The sequence below is a fragment of the Bradyrhizobium canariense genome (genome assembly GCF_900105125.1).
GTDB classification, from domain to species: domain Bacteria; phylum Pseudomonadota; class Alphaproteobacteria; order Rhizobiales; family Xanthobacteraceae; genus Bradyrhizobium; species Bradyrhizobium canariense_A.
This window is the reverse complement of the sequence record NZ_LT629750.1, coordinates 4,530,791-4,546,361: the sequence shown is the minus strand read 5'-3', so window position 1 is coordinate 4,546,361 and position 15,571 is coordinate 4,530,791. Positions and strand designations below refer to the sequence as shown.

Sequence of the window (15,571 nt, the reverse complement as noted above, 5' to 3'; positions counted from 1 at the left end):
CAAGTGTGATCACGGCGTCACGACCACTTGTTCGACGTCGTGCATGTTGAAGGGGGCGCGCTAAACAAGAGGTCTCGCGTGTTTGCGATCAACACGTGGGCTCGGGCGCATATCTGGATCCCGCTCGACGGTTACGTTGGGCGCCATGGTTAGGCGCGGAAGATACGGAGGGGTTCGAGGCTGCGCTATAGGGCGCGCTAGCCATCCTTGAGCATCGTCTTGACCTCTTTGACCGGCCAGTTCTCGCTCATCGGCAACACGCGCACGCGGCTGTTGTCGCCGTAGTTTATCAGAGCATGCGAGCTGACATCGTCGTCGATGCGGACGAGTTTAAGATCGGTCTCTGGTCGCCAATTGAGCGTGACGTCGAGGTCGCCGGGGAATACCCGCCACGTTGATCCGTCTTCCAGTTCGACGATGTGGCTTTCGGAGTGGCGGCGGATTTTCACGTTGCAGCGACCTTAGCTCTTGTTTCCAGGGACTTGAGATAGATCAGGGCGGAGACCACCAAACGCGGTTCGTCGGTTTGTCCGTCATGCGGAACAAGGCCTTGGCTGTGATTTAGTTCCGAACGGCTCTTGGAGGGGCGTGTTCGGTCGGCAGGTCAGCGCTTCGTGCCGCGTTGGCGCGCCGCTGATGCCGCTGGCAGTCGAGGGAACTTAAACTCGGTCGGCGAAAAAATTTTCTGTTACTGCCGACATGTTGGGAACCTAGACTGCAGGTTCTTCGTTCGACGGGTAACCGGTCGACGTTCCGGCCAAATGCTGCTGACTGCCTGCAATTCGCGTTGCGCGCCCTGCATTAAAACGCTGCTCAATAGTCATGCCGCCGCGTCGACAGGCGTCTAAGGTAAATTCAATCGGCCAGCCGATGTCCTTGCGCATCCGCAGGACGATCTTCTGCATTCCCGAAAATCAGTATCCGACTTTTGTCGGCCCGGCCTCAAAAACGGTCTTCATCAACCAGTCAAGCGAACGAAGCGCTCGCTTAGGGAGGCTACCTTTTCCAAACGGTTGAGATTTTGTCGAACCGCGTCCGGCTGGGCGTGCACGCAGAATGCGAGTAAAAGATTGGTAATGGCAACGGCGGCCACGAAAGAATTGCCGTAGAAGTCGGAAATGGCAGGGGCGATCAGGCTGTAGTCGCTGAGTTGAGCGGCTGGCGAATTCTGCGAATCGGTAATGGCGCTAGTGGGCGCTCCGACGGACTTGGCGATCTGAATCGCGTCCACCGTCGCCTTGCTGTATCGGGGAAAGGAATATGCGATCAGGACATCCTTTTCGTTTGCCCAACTCAGCTGCTCGAACATGGAATCGCTCGATACAATGACCGTGACCTTGGGCGCGATCTTGGTGAGATAGTGGCCCAGCAGGACGGCTGGCGAACGCGATGACCGAAGCCCGACAATATAACAGGTTCGCGCAGCGCAAATGGCATCCACCAATTCCTGCAGAGCCTTGCAGTCGACGGTTTCGAGCGCCGCACGAAGATTGGAGATTTCCCGATCGGCTAGATGCTCGACGAGTTTCGACTTATCCTTGATTTCGTCGCTGCCGATGAGGCGGTCCACGGGGGACAGAGTTTCAAGCAGCCCCTGGCGCAGGAAATCCTGCAGTTCGGGATAGCCGTGGAAGCCGAGCATTCTCGCAAAGCGGACGACCGTCGATTCGCTTGCGCCGACGCTCGATGCGATTTCCGCCGCCGTCAAAAATGCCGCTTTGTGTCCGCTTTTCAAAAGGAACGTCGCGATTTTATTGTGGGTGACGGACAGCGATCGCTCGATGACGTTTAAACGCTCGAGCAGGGTTCTTTCTTGCAACTTCATCTCCCTTTTTCCGAATTGCGAATTCAGAAGTCACATAGTGACTATTATTAAGGCAATAACGCAAGTCTTGCATCAATGACGGAATACTGTTATCTCGGTAAATTATAGCAGGCGCTCCTGCACTTTTTGGCATGTTAACAATCGGGTTCTCCCTCGGAAGTCTCGTTGGAAAGTCTCGGTGGGTTCGAAGACATCTTATTCGCGACGGGTAATGGCGGGCCTTGCTTTCGTTCAGCCAGAACTGCGCATTGCCGCGTGTGTCGATCTCTCCCGCCATCGGCGTAACGCGATAGGTCCCGGCGGAAACTCCACCGTTTCCGGACGGAGCGGTGTGTCATCTTCGACCGCCGTACTGGGTATGCAAGACTTGATATCAAGGTGAAGTTCGAATGACGAGGATCGGTTTTGCTACGGGCTACGACCACACCGTTCGTATCCAGGACTTTGCCAACGCAGTACGTGCGGCGGAGGATCACAATTTTGAGATTGGATTTTTCTCCGAGACGTGGGCGCTGATGCGTGACTCGGTCACGGCCATGGCGGCGTTTGCGATGGCCACCAATAAAATCAGTTTGGGCTGTACCCAGATTGTCCGTCTTCGCAGCCCCGTATTGATGGCGCAGACGGCGGCGACCCTCGACGAGTTTTCCGGCGGGCGAATGGTGATATGCCCGGGGGCCGCATCAGAGGTTCATGCCAAGCGCCACGGATTCGAGCATGTGACGCCCGCGCTAGCCCTGCGGGAATGGGTCGAGGTTTTCCGGCTGATGCTGTCTGGAGACAGGGTCGATTACCAGGGCAAGCTGTTGAAAATCGAAGGCGCCCAATTGGGCTGGAAGCCCGTTCGTTCCAGGATTCCACTTTGGTTCGCGGCGACGAGCACGACCGGTCTTCGGCTTGCTGGCAAATTGGCTGATGGAGTCCTTCTCAATACCGTTTCATCCCCGGAGTATGCAGCCAACGCTATCAAGATCGTGAAAGCGGCGGCCGAGGAAGAGGGGCGCGACTGGAACGATTTTCAGGTTGCTATTCTCATCAATACCTCGGTCGAGGACGACCCGGATGCCGCCATCGACGCGGTGCGTTGGGAAGTCGCTAACAAGTTCATGCCCGAAAAGGCCGTCTCGCAGTCAAAGGCGCGACAGCGCGTCGGAGAACCCTATATCGACGAGGATGAATTGCCGCGTCTTCATTCCGCGTATGCGACGGGAGGCAAGGAAGCCTTGGCAAAGGCCCTCAGCAAGAAAACAGTCCAGGGTCTGACAGCAGCTGGAACGCCGGCCGATGTCGTGAAGAAGATTCAGGAGTATCGGGACGCCGGGGTACATCTTCCGATCGTCAGGCCCGCGGCCTGGCATCAGAATGAAGCAATTCTCAATCTGTTCGCTCCCCGAAATTAGGCGCGGAGTATCGCAGGTGAGCTTGTGAACCAGATTTCTTGCCGGCATTCGGAGGTCGGGATTCAATCATCGGTCAATGACGGGAGATCGCGCGACGGGAGCGCGTGCGGGAAGGACAGGGGCTTGTATAGCGCGGGCCGATCCGGGGACCGCCGTTGCGAGCGGGCATGACGAGAAAACGAGACGGCCAAGCGGATGTAACCGTCGATACCGGTTCCGTCCGGCCGCCAAGGATCCCGGTAAATCACGCCGACACTGACCGGGAGCCGACATGAAGCCGCCAAGCTTTGCGTACGCATCGCCTTCGACTTTGGCTGAAGCTGTCAATCTGCTGGCCTCGGGCAACGGGAATGCAAAATTGATTTCGGGCGGCCAAAGTCTGATGCCGATGCTGGCATTCCGTCTCGCTACGCCCGATCTGCTTGTCGATCTCAAGCACCTGAAGGATCTCGATACCATCACGATCGGCGACGATGGTGTCAGGTTGGGGGCCAAGGTCCGATGGTGCGACATCGAGAATGACCGGCGATTGGTCCGTAGTCATCCTTTGCTTGCGGAAGCCATAAAGCACGTTGCGCATTATCAGGTCCGTAACCGGGGAACGATCGGCGGTTCGCTCGCGCATGCGGACCCGTCTGCCGAGATGCCCGGCGTGGCGTTGACCTGCGACGGCGAGATGACCATCGTGGGAAGCGGTGGCACCCGAGTAGAAAAAGCATCCTCGTTCTTTACCGGCCCGTTGCAGACGAGTCTGGAGCCGGACGAAATTGTTACCGAGCTCCACCTTCCGGCGTGGCCCGCCACGAGACGCTGGGCGTTTCGGGAGTTTGCCCGCAGAAAAGGCGACTTCGCGATGGCCGGGGTGCTGCTTTTCTATGATCTGGATCACAGGAATTGCGCGGTCGACGCGCACATCGGCGCGATCGGCATTGCCGATTGCCCGATCAGACTGTCCGCGGCAGAGGCGGCGCTAAACGGAAATGCGGTCACGGAAGACTGCATTGCTGCCGTGGCAGCGGCAGCGAAGGAATCGATCGATCCGCCGTCCGACATCCATGCGCCCGGTGGCTATCGTCGCGCGCTGCTGGGTACGTTACTGGCTCGCGGCCTTCAACACTCGACCTCCTGAGGATTTGGACAGGCAGGATGCAAGTTGCATTTGAACTCAACGGAGATCCGGTCAACGCGGACGTCGAACCCCGCACGACGCTTGTCGACTGTATCAGGGATCGTTTGGGGCGGACCGGGACTCATGTCGGATGCGAGCATGGTGTTTGCGGGGCTTGCACCGTGCTCGTCAATGGCGAGGCCGTCCGCTCCTGCCTGATGCTGGCCGTGCAGGCACAGGACGAAAGGGTTGTCACGATCGAAGGGCTGTCCGGAGACGAGTTGTCACCCCTGCAGGCAGCGTTTCGCAAACACCATGCGCTTCAGTGCGGCTTTTGTACGCCGGGTTTCATCACGACCGCCCACGCGCTTCTTACCAACGAGCCGGACGCCGACCAGGAAAGGATACGAGAGGTCCTGTCGGGCAATCTGTGCAGGTGCACCGGCTACATTCCGATCGTGGAGGCTATTCTGGATGCCCGCAGTCACTATGCCCGCGACGGGGAAAAGTGATGAAGGTCTCGAATTCCTACGTCGGCCGTCCGATGGAGCGCGTCGAGGACCTTCGCATGGTGCGAGGCAGGGGCACCTACGTCGCAGACGTCAATCGGCCTGACCAGCTTTATGCGGTGATCCTGCGCAGTTCCGTTGCTCACGGGACGATCCGCTCTATCGACTTCACCCGCGCTCTCGAACTACCGGGAGTCAGGCATGTCCTGACCGCCGGCGGTCTGGGCGATTTCGTCCCGCGCATTCCCGTGCGCTTGCAATCGCTGCCCGAGCTTGAGCCGTTTCATCAGCCGGTGCTTGCGGACCGGAAGGTTCGCTATGTCGGAGAGCCCGTTGCGGTCGTGATCGCCGATACAGCGGCGATCGCTGAAGATGCCCTGGAGCATATCGCTCTCGATATTGAAACGCTGCCTGCAGTCGCCGGCCGGGAACAGGCTGAAACCGAGCCGTCGTTTCTTTTCGAAGGCCATGGTTCCAACACCGCAATTACCTGGAGGGCTTGTCTCGGCGACGCCGATGCGGCGTTCAAGTCTGCAGATTACGTGCGACGCGAACGGTTTAAAGTTCAGCGCCACACCGCAATGTTCATGGAGCCGCGAGGCTTCGTTGCCGAATGGAATGCTGTTGCGGGTGAAATGACGGTCTGGGGCACGGCAAAGACGGCCTTTTACAATCGTCGCGTGCTTGCCGCTGCTCTCGGCCTGGACGAGCACGCCGTAAAGCTGGTCGAGGTCGATGTCGGCGGCGGTTTCGGGTCGCGGGGAGAATTTTATCCCGAGGACTATCTGATTCCCGCCGCGGCCATGATCGCGCGGCGACCCGTGAAGTGGACAGAAGATCGGCGGGAACACATGATGAGCGCCAATCACTCGCGCGACATTGAGTGTGACGTTGAGATCGCGGTGAGCCGTGACGGGCGCTTTCTGGGACTCCGCGGTCAGATCTGGGCGGACATTGGCGCCTATCTCCGGACAAATGGTTCAGTTGGTCCGCGGAATGTCGCGCAATGCATGTCCGGTCCTTATTGTTTCGAGAGCGTCGATCTCAGGAGTTCGATGCTGGTGACAAACAAGACTCCGGCCGGCAGCTACCGGGGGCCGGGAAGGTTCGAGGCCGATTTCGCCCGCGAGCGCTTGATCGATATCGTTGCAAGAGATCTTGAGATGGATCGTCTTGAGTTGCGACGCCGCAATCTGGTCGCGGACAGCCAGATGCCATATCCGCTTCCGACCGTGACCCCGTTCGAAAGTACGAACGAACTCGATAGCGGCGACTATCACGCGGTATTCGATCGTTGTCTCGCGGAATTCAAATGGGAAGACAGGAGCAAACTGCGCGGCAGGTTGATCGACGGCTATTATCACGGCCTCGGAATCGGCAGCTTCATAGAGGGCGGTGCCGCGGGACCAAAGGAAGACGCGCGGCTCGTTCTCGAAACGGATGGTTCGCTTTCGGTGTATCTCGGCTCGTCCGCGATCGGCCAGGGACTGGAAACGATCATGGCCCAGATTGCAGCCGACGCGATGGAGATTCCTTTTGAGAGGATCACGATCAATCACGGATCGACCGATCATGTGAAGGACGGCTACGGCTCGTATCATTCGCGCTCGACGGTGATGGGCGGCTCGTCAATTCTGCTCGCGGCGGAGAAATTGAAGGAACTTATTCGCGAGACCGCTGCGAAACGCTTCAATTGCAGTCCCGCCGATGTCTCGATCGACGGCGACGAGGTCAGCCAGGCCGGCAATCACCTGACGTTTTCAAATCTTTCGGACGTTCGGCTGGAGGTCGAAGCCTCGTTCTTCAACAGCAAGCATACCTGGGCATACGGCACGCAGGCGGCATATGTCGCGGTCGATCCCGGCACAGGCCATGTCAAGGTGATCGATTATCTCTCGGTCGAGGACGTCGGCCGGATGATCAATCCCCTGACGCTGCACGGACAGGCGATCGGGTCGATCGTGCAGGGCCTCGGCGGGACCTTTCTGGAGCATCTCGCTTATGATTCCGAAGGCCAGCTCTTGACCGGCTCGTTTGCCGACTATCTGTTGCCGACGGCATCCGACTTTCCCAACATCCGGTCGATTACGCTTGAGTTGAAGCGGTGCCCCAACAATCCCCTGGGAGCCAAGGGCGCAGGCGAGGGCGGGATAATTCCGGTCGCGGGCGTGATCGGCAATGCGGTGGCCGACGCCCTGTTTCATCTGAACGTCCAGCCGAACGAGCTGCCGCTTTCCCCTCCGCGCCTATGGCAATTGATTGAGGAAGCTCGGCAGTAACGTATCGTTCTGTCGCGCGCCGACCGGCTCTCATGAAAATCGCGCCTGTCGATGGTTTCCCGTTCCGCGCTGAGGATGTCTGGATAGCCGACGGCTCTTCCCGTTCTGCGATGACCGACGTCCCGCAAGCGATCGCGCGAGACAACCGCGTTTCGCGCCGTGCGCCGCCTTGTCAGATTGAATTTCGGCTGTGCCGTGCCCAAGCGACTACGAGGGCAGCCTGACATTCTTGCAGGGCGATCGGGTCACATTTGCCGTGAAGAAATAGCAGAATACTTGCATCAATGACGGCAATATGTTATCATCATATCAAGTTTGCAACGGTGCAATAAACAGTGGTGGGCAAGGTTTGCTTGATTTGATCGAGGTGGATATCGGCTTCGGGGAAGCGCTTGTTCAGGAAGCGCTCGCCATCTGCAGAATACCGTCTCCCACCTTTGGCGAGGGAGACCGCGCGCAATACATCGCCGACCGGCTTGGCGAGTTTGGCCTCAAGCAGGTCGAAATCGATCATCTATCCAACGTGACGGCCTTGCTGCCTGCGGACGAGTGTCGAGCTCCTCCGATCATGCTCGTTGCGCATATCGATACGGTGTTTCCCGAAGGAACCAATGTCGAGCCCCGCTGGGATGGCCGGTATTGGCGGGCGCCGGGAATCCGGGACAATAGTGCATCCGCCGCGATCACGCTTCTGCTGCCGGAACTGTTGCGCCGCAACGGCGTGAGATTGGAGTGCGATCTCATATTGGCATTCTCTGTCGGCGAAGAGGGTTTGGGCAATCTTCGCGGCATGCGCGCCTTGATGGATCGATACGGCGATCGGGTCTCGGCGGTTATCGCCGTCGATGGAAATTTGGGTATCGTCAATCACATCGCGATCAGCGTGCGGCGGCTGGAAATCGCGGTCAAGACAGCGGGCGGTCATAGCTGGGCGGATGCTGGCAAACCGAGCGCCGTGCATGTGCTTGCACGCGTCGCCGGAAAAATAAGCGAGATCGCGGTGCCTTCGAATCCGAAGACCGTTCTCAATATCGGAACCGTGAACGGAGGCACCTCCGTCAATGCGATCGCCCAGCAGGCCAGTCTCTCGCTCGATATAAGGTCGCTGGATCATGCTGTCGTGCAGGCGCTTGAAGCGGAAGTGCGGGGCATCGTCGGCGCCATTCCTGCCGACGAACGGATTGACGTTGCAATTTCCGTAATTGGAGATCGCCCGGGAGGAGAGATCGCCTCCAGTCATCCGCTGATCCGGGCTATCCTGGACGGGTTTGCGGGGGTTGGGGTAACGGGGTCGTTGTTGCCGGGCAGTACCGACGCCAACATCCCTCTTTCTCTTGGCATAGCCGCGGCTTCGATGGGTGTCACTTCCGGAGGAAGCATTCACACCCTGCAAGAGTTTCTGGATCCTGAAAGCCTGCCAGTTGGAGCCGGCGCTCTTTTGCGGACTCTCATCTTGATGCAGGAGGATGCGAAACCGTGATCACCGTATTGAGGAACTGTCGTCTTCATAATCCCAGGGAAGTCGGGATTCGCGATGTGCTTGTCGCGGATCATCGTATCGCAGCCGTCGAGAGCTCTTTGCCGCGAGTTGCTCTGCCCGACGTCAGGGAAATTGACTGTCAGGGCAAAATAGTGGCGCCTGGGTTCATCGACAGCCATGTTCATATACTTGGTGGCGGCGGCAGCAATGGCCCAATCACCCGCGGGCCCGAACTGAATCTCACGGAATTCACCACCAACGGAACAACCACGGTGGTCGGATTGCTGGGCGCCGACGGGTTGACGCGAGACTTGATGGGCTTGCTGGCGAAAGCGCGCTCTCTCGAGCTCGAAGGAATGTCGGCTTACATTCTTCTCGGCGCTTACGATCTGCCGCTTCCTTCCTTCACCGGCGATCTCAAGAAGGACATCGTCCTGGTTTCCAATGCGCTCGGCATCGGCGAAGTGGCGATCGCGGACGAACGTTCGTCGCAGCCGACACTTGAGGAGATCATCCGCATCGGTGCCGACGCCCGCATCGCCGGGCGCCTGGCCGGTCGCGGCGGATTCGTCAACATCCATATCGGACCGGGAAAGAAAGGCATTCAACTGCTGTTCGACGCGGTCGAACAGAGCGATCTGCCGCCCAACACCTACTTGCCCACGCACTGCAATCGAAACGGCGCCGTGCTTGACCAGATGGTCAAGTGGGGCGAACTGGGCGGACCGATAGATCTCACCACCATCAGAACCATTCCGGGATTCGTCGCGTGTCCCGACGCGGTGGAGTTCTTGCTCGGGAAAAGCGTGCCGCTCGAACGGCTCAGCATGAGCACCGATGGCGGAGGAGTTTACCCCCACCTGTCGGACGCGCGGGGCAACTCCACAATGGCGCGCTGGGAGACCAGCGCTCTCCATTATGAATTCAAGAGCATGGTGGATGCAGGCATAGATATTGCATCCGCGTTAAGCATAGTGAGCGCAAATCCGGCCCGGCATTTGCGACTCTATCCGCGGAAGGGTGTGATCGCTGCGGGATCGGATGCCGATCTCGTCGTTCTCAATGAGGATCTGACCATCGATAAGGTTATCGCCATGGGTCAGTTGATGGTGGATGGCGGACAGGCGGTCGTCAAAGGAGTCTTCGAATAGCGTATCCGATATCGTCAAAGCCGATTTCAGGAATTGTTGAGCGAGGGCTTTGATCTCCTTGATTGCGGCCAATCGTTCAAAAGGTTTCGAGCGCGGCGGGCATGATCCCGCTTCCGTCGGAACTGCCCGTGTTTGCGCCCCTGATCGCAAAACAGAGCGTTCGTAAGCGACGTTCTGCGATCTCCTGAAAGAGGGCGCGCCGAGAGTGAATGGAGAAGCGACGTGGTCATGAAACTGAGCCGTATCGTATTGTCGGTTATATTGCTATGCGGCTTTGCGCAGGCATCCCAGGCGCTCGACTATCCCAACAAATTTGTTCGACTGATCATTCCCTTTCCGCCGGGAGGTGGATCGGAAGCGCAGGCAAGAACGCTGGCCGCGCAGCTCAGCAAGATTTGGAATCAGCAAGTCATCGTCGAGAACAAGCCCGGAGCCGGGACGACCATCGGCGCGGCGTACGTGGCCAATTCGGCGCCCGATGGCTACACGCTCTATTTAAACAGCGTTTCTCACACCGTTGCTGCCAGCCTCTACAGCAACCTCAGATACGATCCCGTCAAGAGCTTTACGCCGATCTCGCGCCTGTCGACCTCGCCGTTCATATTGCTGGTCAATCCCTCGCTCGGCGTGAATTCGATGGCTGATTTGCTGGCGCTGGCGCGCAGCAAGCCGGGTAAATTGAACTACGGAACGACCGGGATCGGTGCCGGTCCGTATTTGGCCGCGCAAATGATGGTCGCCGCTACCAAGATCGATGCGCGGCACGTTCCCTTCAACGGCTCGGGGCCGCTGCTGACGGCGGTGCTGGGAAATGTCGTTGACTTCGGCTTCGGCGATCCGAGCGCGTTGCCATCGATCAAGGCCGGCACGTTGAAGGCGCTGGGCGTGACCAGCATCAAGCGTTCCGCGATCCTTCCTGATGTGCCGACGTTCGATGAGACCATTCAAAAAGGCTTCGATATGGCGAATTGGAGTTCGATCCTGGCGCCTGCCAACACGCCGCCCGAAATTGTCAACTTCATTAACCAGTCGATCGCCACGGCCGTGAAGTCGCCCGAGATGATCAAGGCCTTTGATGCTCAGGGCTTTGAGCCAGCACCCAGCAGCCCGGAAGAACTGCGCGAGCTGCTGATTTCCGAAGTAAAAAAGTACCACGCCGTGCTTGAAGCGGCGGGCGTCAAGCCGCAATGAAGATGCGGCCCACCGCGTTGTCGCGGGTTACATTCTGCCACGGAGGTAACGCGTTCGACGTGGTTTGGGGCGAATCAATTTTCGAGTTGCACGGCGGGAAATCGGATAGATGAAGCCGTTCGTGGGAGGTCACAAGGATCACTATGCCGGCGGCCTGATAGCGCTGATCGGTCTGGGAACGATCGCCCAGGCCAGCCGCTACGATCTCGGTACAGCAGAGATGATGGGTTCAGGGTTCTTCCCGATAATACTGGGAGGCGTTCTGCTGGCGGTAGGGGTACTTATCTTCGTCAGCGCGGGTAGCGCCGCAGCGAACCAGCACGAGCCGGAAGATATCGGCGCTCCTGAGTGGCGGGGATGGGTCTGCATTATCGCCGGGATGTCGCTCTTCATTTTTCTCGCCGAAAGGTACGGCCTGCTGCCGGCGACATTCGCATGCGTCTTCGTTTCCGCGCTTGGCGATAAAAATTCCAGCTTCAAGAGTGCGTCCGTCCTCGCTGCCGGCATGAGCGTTCTCGGCATCGCGCTGTTTTCATACGGGCTGAAAATCCCTCTCCCCGTGCTGAACTGGTGACGCGATGTTTGCGACGGCGATAGCGGATCTATCTCATGGTTTTGGAGTGGCATTCCAGCCGCACAACTTCCTGGCGTGTCTCGCCGGGGTATTGATGGGCAATCTCGTCGGCGTCCTTCCCGGCATGGGGGTGATGGCGGCGATTTCGATTCTGCTTCCCGTTACATTTTCGATGCCGCCTGTGGCGGCCATTCTGATGCTGGCGGGCATCTATTACGGCGCCCAATATGGCGGAGCGATCTGCTCGATCCTGCTGAACCTGCCATGTCACCCGCCGCATGCGGTGACCTGCCTGGATGGCTACCCGCTCACGCAGCAAGGCAGGGGCGGAACCGCTTTGGGGATCACGATGCTGGCGTCGTTCGTCGGCGCATCGTTCGGCATAACCGAAATGATCTTTTTCGCGCCCGTGCTTGTCAGCGTGGCGCTGAAATTCGGTCCTCCGGAAATTTGTTCACTGATGCTGTTGGGGCTTCTGGCAGGCTCGACGTTGACGCGCGGGTCTCCGCTGAAGGGCGTTGCAATGACGACGCTCGGCCTGACGCTCGGCCTCGTCGGCTCGGACGCGTTGAACGGAACGGAACGATTCACGTTCGGTCTGCTTAATCTGGCCGACGGCATCGACGTCGTCGCGCTGGCTCTCGGCTTGTTCGGCGTCGCCGAGTTTCTAAAAAGCGTAAACAAGATCGTTCCTCTTCATGCGTCTCGGGCGAAGCTCCGACTCCGGGACATGCGGCCTAGCCGGGCGGATCTCAAGGCGGCATCGCTTCCAATGCTGCGCGGGACGATCATCGGCAGTTTGTGCGCGCTCATTCCCGGAACGGGCCCGACGATCGCTTCGTTCATCTCATATGCCACTGAAAAGAAGCTCTCGAAGACGCCCGAGAGATTCGGCCGCGGCGCGATCGAGGGAGTTGCCGCTCCGGAAGCCTCGACGCATTCCGCGGTGCAGGGCGATTTCATTCCGACGATGAGTCTCGGCATTCCCGGCGACGCGGTAATGGCATTGCTCCTTGCGGCGCTTACGATTCAGGGAATTAGCCCCGGTCCGCAACTGATCAGTGACCATCCCGATATTTTCTGGGGCCTGATCGCAAGCTTCTGGGTCGGAAATATTCTTCTTGTCGTTCTCAACGTGCCGCTGATCGGGCTGTGGGTAAATCTGCTTACGGTGCCCTACAAGTATCTATATCCCAGCGCCCTGTTTTTCGTTTGCGTCGGGGTCTACAGCACGAACAACGACCTGTTTCAGGTCGGCGAAACGCTCGCGATCGGCATTGCCGGCTACGTGCTGCTGACGCTTGGCTTTCATCCAGCGCCGATACTTCTCGGTTTCGTTCTCGGGCCCCGCTTCGAGGAAAATCTCCGCAGAACGATGCTGATCTCGCGGGGCGATTTCGCAGTATTCGTGGAGCGGCCGATCAGCGCCGTCTTTCTCGCGCTTTGTGTCATCCTGATCGGAACGCAGATCTATTTGAAATGGCGCAAGCATGGCGTCGAGGAACCGCCTGCTCCGGCCCCGATCTTCGAGAGTTGACCTACACGGGAGACATGTAGATGTGCTTGTTACCGGGGGTATCTAATCATCTAATGTTGACCGGAACGCGGGAAGCGCGCGGCCCGAAGGGACGATCATGCTGACGGCAGAAATCACGCGTCTGTTTTCGCACGAGGAAGCTCGTCTGCGGCTCGCGACATTCGAAGCCCAGCCGCTTCAGGAATTGCTGGGTCGATCACGGGCTTTGAAGCGAGAAGGTCATGGCTCAGCGATCAGCTATTCGCGCAAGGTGTTTATTCCGTTGACTCAGCTTTGCCGGGACGTGTGCGGTTACTGCACCTTTGCCCAAAGTCCCCGGCAGGTTCGAAAGCCGTTCCTGTCGCCTGAAGACGTACTGTCCATTGCCCGGGCGGGCGAGAAGATGGGATGTCGCGAAGCCTTGTTCACACTGGGCGATAAGCCGGAATTGCGTTATGGGGCCGCGCGCGAGGCGCTGCGCGAACTCGGCTTTGCAACGACGATGGACTACCTGGCTGCGGTTTGCGCGCTGATCCTGAAGGAAACCAGCCTCCTGCCTCACGTCAACGCCGGCGTGATGACCGAGGAAGAACTTGTGCGGCTGCGCAGGGTCAGCGTTTCGCAAGGGATCATGCTGGAAACGATTTCGCCTCGGCTGGGTGAACGCGGCGGCGCGCATTTCGGCTCGCCTGACAAGGACCCGCAGCTTCGAATGGCGATGATCGCCGCAGCCGGCCGCCAACGCATTCCGTTCACCAGCGGGATTCTGATCGGTATCGGCGAGACTCGGCTCGAACGCATTCAATCGCTGCTGGCGTTGAAGAATCTGCACGAGCGCTACGGTCATCTTCAGGAAATCATCATTCAGAATTTCCGGGCCAAGCCCGATACGCGCTTTGCAAACAGCCGGGAACCGGATATCGACGATCTGCTCTGGTCCGCCGCCGTCGCTCGGCACATCTTCGGCGCGGCCATGAACATTCAGGTGCCGCCCAATCTTAGCTATTCGGATTTTCCGGAATTGCTGGACTCGGGTATCAATGATTGGGGCGGCATTTCCCCCGTGACCGCCGACCACGTCAACCCGGAAGCGCCCTGGCCGGAGATCGCACAGCTTCAAAGCGCGACGGAGAGGGCCGGCTGCACCCTGCAACAACGTCTTGCAATCTATCCTTCCTATGTGGCGAATGCGGTCACATGGCTGGATCGCGCGCTGGTGCATAAAGTGCTGCGCGAAGTCGATGCCGACGGATTCGTCCGCGAGGACGGCTGGATGCCGGGATCACTGGAACGTCTGCCGACGCCGCCGCCTGCAGTGCGAGCGGATCGCGGCATCGATGCGCTGCTCCAGCGCGCGGCAGCAGGATCGCGCCTGTCGGAAGGAGACATCGTCAGGCTGTTCTCGGCCCGAAGCGGCGACGTCGATGTCATCTGTTCCGCCGCGGATGAACTGAGAGCACGGATGAATGGCGCTGTCGTCCGTTATGTGGTCAACCGGAATATCAACTATACCAATGTTTGCAGCTATCGATGCAGCTTTTGCGCGTTCTCGAAAGGAAAGACCAGCGAGACTCTGCGCGGCAAGCCCTATGACCTGGCGCTGGATGAAGTGGCGCGGCGCGCGCGCGAGGCGTGGGATCGCGGCGCGACTGAAGTCTGCATGCAGGGCGGCATCAACCCAAGCTATACCGGCGAAAAGTATCTGGAACTGCTGCGTGTGGTGAAGGCGGAGGTACCGGGCATGCATGTGCACGCGTTCTCGCCGCTGGAGATTTCGCAGGGCGCGTCGACGCTCGGAATGGGTACGCGCCGCTATCTCGAAATTCTGCGCGACGCCGGTCTCGGCTCGTTGCCTGGCACGGCGGCCGAAATACTCGATGACGAGGTGAGGGCATCGATCTGCCCCGACAAGCTCAACACCCGGGAATGGCTGGACGTCATCGCGGCGGCGCATGAGGTGGGCTTACGCACGACGTCCACAATCATGTTCGGCCATATCGAGCATCCGGCAAACTGGGCCAGGCACTTGCTGCATCTGCGCGACCTGCAGGAACGAACCGGCGGCATCACCGAGTTCGTGCCGCTGCCGTTCGTGCATATGGAAGCGCCGATGTCGCTGCGGGGACAGTCGCGCATCGGGCCGACATGGCGTGAAGTGCGGTTGATGCATGCGGTCTCGCGCCTCGTCCTCAACCCGCTGATCACCAATATCCAGGCGTCGTGGGTCAAGCTCGGGGAAGCCGGACTCGCGGCCCTGCTTCAGAGCGGCGTTAATGATCTCGGTGGCACCCTGATGAATGAAAGCATTTCACGCGCCGCGGGCACGCAGCATGGCCAGGAATTCGCGCCTGAACAGATGGAAGCGCTCATCGAGACGCTGGGACGGCGGCCGCAGCAGCGCACGACGCTTTACGGGCCGGTACCGAGAGAACGCTACGAGGCGAGCTTTGGCGCGCCCGCGCTGGCCGAACTCACTATGACGCCGTTCGGCTCGAGGACTTCTGTCCGCGACGGTTTAGCAAGCCTCTGAGGAAGATA

14 protein-coding genes are annotated in these 15,571 nt (G+C 59.1%); 10 read left to right on the top strand and 4 right to left on the bottom strand.

The features are described 5' to 3' along the window. Nucleotides 1-197 precede the first annotated feature (197 nt). From BLV09_RS21625 to BLV09_RS21615, 3 genes are all read right to left on the bottom strand, one after another. Complete coding sequence (locus BLV09_RS21625; RefSeq protein WP_146688834.1) at nt 198-449, bottom strand: hypothetical protein; 252 nt, start codon at nt 447-449, stop codon at nt 198-200. 261 nt (nt 450-710) lie between these two features. Further along, nucleotides 711-905 carry a hypothetical protein gene (locus tag BLV09_RS21620; RefSeq protein WP_146688833.1) on the bottom strand — a complete coding sequence of 65 codons (195 nt, stop codon included), beginning with the start codon at nt 903-905 and terminating at the stop codon, nt 711-713. A 53-nt stretch (nt 906-958) separates the two neighbouring features. Further along, nucleotides 959-1,825 (bottom strand): MurR/RpiR family transcriptional regulator, encoded by an 867-nt coding sequence (locus tag BLV09_RS21615; protein ID WP_100384376.1) that lies wholly within the window; start codon nt 1,823-1,825, stop codon nt 959-961. 389 nt (nt 1,826-2,214) lie between these two features. Between BLV09_RS21615 and BLV09_RS21610 the strand changes: the two genes are divergently transcribed. The 4 genes from BLV09_RS21610 (at nt 2,215) to BLV09_RS21595 (ending at nt 7,121) form a co-directional block, all read left to right on the top strand. After that, nucleotides 2,215-3,225 carry an LLM class flavin-dependent oxidoreductase gene (locus BLV09_RS21610; RefSeq protein WP_146688832.1) on the top strand — a complete coding sequence of 337 codons (1,011 nt, stop codon included), beginning with the start codon at nt 2,215-2,217 and terminating at the stop codon, nt 3,223-3,225. Nucleotides 3,226-3,496: 271 nt separating this feature from the next. Continuing rightward, on the top strand, nt 3,497-4,354 hold the full coding sequence (locus tag BLV09_RS21605) for an FAD binding domain-containing protein (RefSeq protein ID WP_146688831.1): 858 nt from the start codon (nt 3,497-3,499) through the stop codon (nt 4,352-4,354). A 17-nt stretch (nt 4,355-4,371) separates the two neighbouring features. Further along, entirely contained in the window at nt 4,372-4,845 is a 474-nt protein-coding gene (locus BLV09_RS21600) for a (2Fe-2S)-binding protein (protein WP_100384373.1), read from the top strand. Beyond that, on the top strand, nt 4,845-7,121 hold the full coding sequence (locus BLV09_RS21595; RefSeq protein WP_146688830.1) for a xanthine dehydrogenase family protein molybdopterin-binding subunit: 2,277 nt from the start codon (nt 4,845-4,847) through the stop codon (nt 7,119-7,121). Before BLV09_RS21600 ends, BLV09_RS21595 begins: the two co-directional genes overlap by 1 nt. A 304-nt stretch (nt 7,122-7,425) precedes the next feature. Here the strand turns inward: BLV09_RS21595 and BLV09_RS37420 are convergent, their stop codons facing one another. Further along, nucleotides 7,426-7,635: a hypothetical protein gene (locus tag BLV09_RS37420; RefSeq protein WP_167558843.1), complete on the bottom strand. Its 210-nt coding sequence runs from the start codon at nt 7,633-7,635 to the stop codon at nt 7,426-7,428. A gap of 9 nt (nt 7,636-7,644) precedes the next feature. On the opposite strand from BLV09_RS37420, the gene BLV09_RS21590 reads away from it, so the two are divergent. The 6 genes from BLV09_RS21590 to cofH all read left to right on the top strand — a co-directional run bounded on the left by BLV09_RS21590 (nt 7,645) and on the right by cofH (nt 15,563). Then, nucleotides 7,645-8,601: a M20/M25/M40 family metallo-hydrolase gene (locus BLV09_RS21590; protein ID WP_283806782.1), complete on the top strand. Its 957-nt coding sequence runs from the start codon at nt 7,645-7,647 to the stop codon at nt 8,599-8,601. Then, nucleotides 8,598-9,752 (top strand): beta-aspartyl-peptidase, encoded by a 1,155-nt coding sequence (gene iadA / locus BLV09_RS21585; RefSeq protein WP_146688828.1) that lies wholly within the window; start codon nt 8,598-8,600, stop codon nt 9,750-9,752. The genes BLV09_RS21590 and iadA overlap by 4 nt, the downstream gene beginning before the upstream one ends. 228 nt (nt 9,753-9,980) lie before the next feature. After that, nucleotides 9,981-10,943, top strand: coding sequence for a Bug family tripartite tricarboxylate transporter substrate binding protein (locus BLV09_RS21580; RefSeq protein ID WP_100384369.1), 963 nt, complete (start codon nt 9,981-9,983; stop codon nt 10,941-10,943). Between the two features lie 109 nt (nt 10,944-11,052). Further along, a complete protein-coding gene (locus BLV09_RS21575) occupies nt 11,053-11,517 on the top strand; it encodes a tripartite tricarboxylate transporter TctB family protein (RefSeq protein ID WP_100384368.1) in 465 nt (154 codons plus the stop codon). Between the two features lie 46 nt (nt 11,518-11,563). Then, entirely contained in the window at nt 11,564-13,054 is a 1,491-nt protein-coding gene (locus BLV09_RS21570) for a tripartite tricarboxylate transporter permease (RefSeq protein WP_244548779.1), read from the top strand. Nucleotides 13,055-13,151: 97 nt separating this feature from the next. Beyond that, nucleotides 13,152-15,563, top strand: a complete 2,412-nt coding sequence (cofH, locus tag BLV09_RS21565; protein WP_146688825.1) for a 5-amino-6-(D-ribitylamino)uracil--L-tyrosine 4-hydroxyphenyl transferase CofH — start codon at nt 13,152-13,154, stop codon at nt 15,561-15,563. Nucleotides 15,564-15,571 lie beyond the last annotated feature (8 nt).